Source organism: Sphingomonas sp., assembly GCF_048595155.1.
GTDB lineage: Bacteria > Pseudomonadota > Alphaproteobacteria > Sphingomonadales > Sphingomonadaceae > Sphingomonas_I.
This window is the reverse complement of record NZ_JBMDXN010000094.1, coordinates 1-4,014: the sequence shown is the minus strand read 5'-3', so window position 1 is coordinate 4,014 and position 4,014 is coordinate 1. Positions and strand designations below refer to the sequence as shown.

Sequence of the window (4,014 nt, the reverse complement as noted above, 5' to 3'; positions counted from 1 at the left end):
TGCAGGTTGAGATTGGATGCGAGCTTCAACATCGCGAGCGTTAGCCGGGCGCCGGGCACGCCGAGATGCGCCGCCATCCAATCACGCCCATCGAGCATGAGTGGGATGGCGGCGGCGTCGAGCGGTCCGAGCCGGCACAGTTCCTCGGCCCCGAACGCGTCCGCGTCAAAGGCGACCGCGCGGTCCAGATCCGGCCCCGTGAAGGAAACATGATCGGCCGCACGGAGGCGGGGCCGCTCACTGTCTTGGTGGCTTGGATCCATCATTGCGTCGTCCTGAGCTAGAGTGCTCGCAGACTGCGCGGTCGGGTCGCAGCGCTCAATCCTCCGGCCGTTGCAAAGTCGTTGCGCCAGCCGCAACGGAGGATGGAGCGACCAGATCGCCGATGCGCACAGGCCGGACCGGAAACCGCGAGGTAAACCCGCCGGGCGCGTCGATCACTCGGCCGGTAAATGCTGCGATTTCACGTAGCAAAGCGGCTTCGCAACTGCGCCCCTGGCATAAGCCCATGCCGACGCGCGTCAGGAGTTTGACCGGATTTGTCGCCTGCGTGTCGACCAGGGCCGCCCGGACCGCGCCATAGGTCACGTCTTCACAGCGGCACAACAGCGTCTCGGGCGGACGGACCCGCGCGAGCGCGGCGCTTGGATCTGCCACGGCGGACAGGATGTCGGCGAAACTTTGCGCATGGGCTAGGCGCTGACGGAGGGCGAAGGCCCGTCGCTCGACGCCATCGTCGCGCCCGATCGAGCGGAGGATGCCAAGCCCCGCTAGCCGACCCTCGTCCAAGGCGACGTTTGCCCCTGCGACACCGCTGGTCTCGCCGGCAACGAACAGCCCGTCGACATCCGTTTGCATCCACGCATCATGGCGGGTGCGCCAGCCGCCCGCCGGGGCCGCCCATTCCACGCTGGCACCCAGCATGCGCGGCAGGTCCGACTGCGGCACAAATCCGTAGCAAAGGGCCACCGCATCACAGGGGACTATGTTCTCGCCGAAGATCGCGCCCTCGATCCGGATGTCGCCAGTCACGCGCGTGAGCGGATAATCGTACCGGATTGGCACGTGGTGCCGGCGCAGGATGCGAAGCGCGTCAAGAACCAGCGCAAAGGTCTTGATGTGGCGCACGGCCGTCCAGCTGCGGCGGCCGACGGCGCGCAGCATTGCAGTACGCGGCTGGTCGAACGCGACCAAGGCGACGTCGCCCCCGCCTGCGACAATTTGGGCTGCAATTATCAGCATAAGCGGGTGGGTTCCCGCGAACACAAAGCGATCGCCCGGAACAAGCTGCTGGCTTTTCACGAAGGCCTGCACGCCACCGGCCGCCATCACACCGGGAAGCGTCCAGCCGACGAGGGGCGTCGGCAGATCGTAGCATCCCGCGGCGACCAGTACGCGCCGCGCCGTCAAACGCATGAGGTCAGTCGCGCCAGCCGCGTGCGCGATAAAGCCGTCAGCCTCGCGCGCCACGCCAATCACCGAGCGCCCCCCGAGCCATTCGATGTTGGTCGCCCGCTCGAAGGCAGTTAGCTCGGCACGAACCTCTCGATAGGCGCGACCCTGAAGCCAGCGAGCGACCCGGAACGCGGCGGGGGGCTGACGCGCAATCTGTCCGCCCGGCCGGGGCTGCTCGTCGATCACCGCGACAGACAGGCCGCCGTCTGCGGCGACACGCGCCGCGGCCATGCCCGCAGGGCCGCCGCCAATGACGATCAGATCATAGTCCGGCAAAGTCTGCCCCTCCGGTTTCTATCACCATATTGTCTTCAACCGGCGTCACGCAGGCCCGTACCCGCCTTGCGGCTTTGCCCGCCGCCTGCAGGCGGACATAACATTCACTGCAGGTGCCCATGTTGCAGAACAATCCCCGAGGGCGGCCGCCCGTATCGGTTCGGAAGGCGGTGATGCCGGCCGCCAGCATGGCGGTCGCAACCGTTTCTCCTGCGAACATCTCGATCCGTCGACCATCGACCAGCAGCGAGAGTTTCATCCCGCGCGCCACGCCTTCCTCGATCCGTCGGGTCATCCCATAAATCCATTGAGGTGTTCGAAACGCCGGGGTGACACGATCGCCAGCGCCGCATCCGTCTTTGCGTCCTTATGCCCCAGCATCTGCTGCGCGATCAGCCGGGCGAAAGTCGGCCCCAACGTAAAGGCAGACCCTCCGGCAGCGACAAACAGGCCGGGCAAGCGCGGCACCTCTCCCACCAATGGCAATTGATCCGCCGTGATCGCGGTTACGCCGGTCCAGCTTCGCAGCAAATTCATATTGGCTACCGCAGGTACAGTTGCGACCGCTGCCTGAAGGTTGTCGGTGCGAGACTGTTCGATCGGCTCCGGGCGCAGGCCAGGATCGAAGCCCCCAAGGGCATTTCGCCGCAACCGCGCCGGCCATCCGCCGCCAATCAGGATATTGCCGGCATGGGTCTGTTTCATCGACAAACGCCGCCCGACATGTTGGATCAGATGGGGTATGAGCGGCGCCACCCGTTCCGTCGCATTCATCGTCAGCGCCACCGGGAATAGCGGCAGGTGCAGATTGGCGAGCGCGCCAATCTGCGCGCTCCACGCGCCGGCCGCGATGAGCACTTTTGCGGCAGCAATCCTCTCCTCGCGTCCGTCGCAGCGTAGCGTGACCGAGAAGCCGGGGCGGTTGCCCTGGATTGCGGCGATCTGCGTTCCGAAGCGGGTTTCGGTACCTGCCGCCATCGCCGCCCGAAGGAAGGCGGGCGTGACGCTCCGCGGATCTGCATGCCCTTCATGGATCAAGAAGGCCGCGGCGATCACGCGGTCGGACAAATAGGGGGCGATCTGCAAGGCGTCGCCTCGTTCGAGCAGGCGGGTAGCAAGGCCGGTCGCCTGCTCACGCTGGACCTTGAGCGAAAGCAGGTCGAGCTCCTCAGGGGTTTCCGCGACCATCAGGCCGCCGTCTCGCCGCAGATGCAGGTCAGCGCTCAAGGCTTCCTCAAGGCCGCCCCAATCGTCGATCGCCAGGCGGTTCAAGGCTACGATCCGCGCGGCTTCCTGGGCGAGTTGATCGCCATTTTCCAGGAAGCGCCGCTCGATCTGGAAGTGAAGCGATCCGGCATTCTGCCCCGAAGCCCCGGCATTGGGATAAGAGGCATCCGCCAGCATCACCGAGACGCCGCCGCGCGCGACGTGCCAGGCCGTTGCACTGCCGATCAGACCGGCACCGATGATAAGGACGTCGACGTCGCTCACGCGAGCTTCGCCGAAGAGGTGGCGTTCCGGGGCGGTGGCAAGAGGCTGATCAGGGTGGCCACGGTTGCATTGAGAAGCAAAGCGATCAGCCCGGGCTCCCAGGACGGCAAAATCTGATGCCACAATGCGAGCGCCGCCGGGTGAAGCAGAGACAGATAACCCACGACGAGACCCGCCAGAACGCCGATCGCACGTGCGCGGCGCCATACCAGCGCCAATACGGCGCCCGGTGCCAACATGCCGATCGACGCATAAGCCGACAGACCCACCTTCACGATCGATCCGCTCGCGCCAAGTGTTAGATATACAGCGATCGCCGCAAAGCCGATCATCGACAGCCGCGACAGCAGAAGAGTCGCGCGCGGTCCGCGATCGCCCAATACCGGTTGAACGATGTTGCGGGAGAAGATCGTCCCCGCGGTCATCAGGAGGACGGCGCCGGGGACCAGGGCGAGCAATGATGCCGTGCCCACGAACACGCCCACCAGCCACGCGGGATAGCGCGCGGCGACGAACTGCAACAGCGCGCCGTTGGGATCTTGCCCGGGCGGCACGACACCCGCAATGATGACCGCAAAGCCGAGCAGGATGATGAAGAAATAGGACAAGGAGTAGAGCGGCTGCCAGATTGCGTTCTGGCGCAGGGCGCGCGGGCCCGAGGCCGCATAGCTCAGCTGGAACATATGCGGGAAAAACCAGGTGCTCGCCGCAACGTTCAGCGCTGACGTCACAAACCAGGTCGTGTTCAGACCCGCAGTCGGGTCGCTCCCTGGAAAGCGGCCGATGCCGGGA

Annotated in this window: 3 protein-coding genes and 2 pseudogenes; all 5 read right to left on the bottom strand. The window is 65.7% G+C overall.

Translation table 11 applies throughout. The annotated features are described in order from the left end of the window. Nucleotides 1–266 (bottom strand): annotated as a pseudogene (locus ACOJSI_RS14550) (VOC family protein); the annotation flags it as partial. 52 nt (nt 267–318) lie between these two features. Beyond that, the gene (locus ACOJSI_RS14545) at nt 319–1,731 is read right to left on the bottom strand and encodes an NAD(P)/FAD-dependent oxidoreductase (RefSeq protein WP_420139017.1); all 1,413 of its coding nucleotides are present in this window, start codon (nt 1,729–1,731) and stop codon (nt 319–321) included. Then, complete coding sequence (locus tag ACOJSI_RS14540) at nt 1,718–2,026, bottom strand: (2Fe-2S)-binding protein (RefSeq protein ID WP_420139016.1); 309 nt, start codon at nt 2,024–2,026, stop codon at nt 1,718–1,720. The genes ACOJSI_RS14545 and ACOJSI_RS14540 overlap by 14 nt, the downstream gene beginning before the upstream one ends. Next, nucleotides 2,023–3,222, bottom strand: coding sequence for an NAD(P)/FAD-dependent oxidoreductase (locus ACOJSI_RS14535; RefSeq protein WP_420139015.1), 1,200 nt, complete (start codon nt 3,220–3,222; stop codon nt 2,023–2,025). The genes ACOJSI_RS14540 and ACOJSI_RS14535 overlap by 4 nt, the downstream gene beginning before the upstream one ends. Continuing rightward, nucleotides 3,219–4,014: pseudogene (locus tag ACOJSI_RS14530) on the bottom strand (sodium:solute symporter family protein); the annotation flags it as partial. The pseudogene ACOJSI_RS14530 and the gene ACOJSI_RS14535, both read right to left, overlap by 4 nt.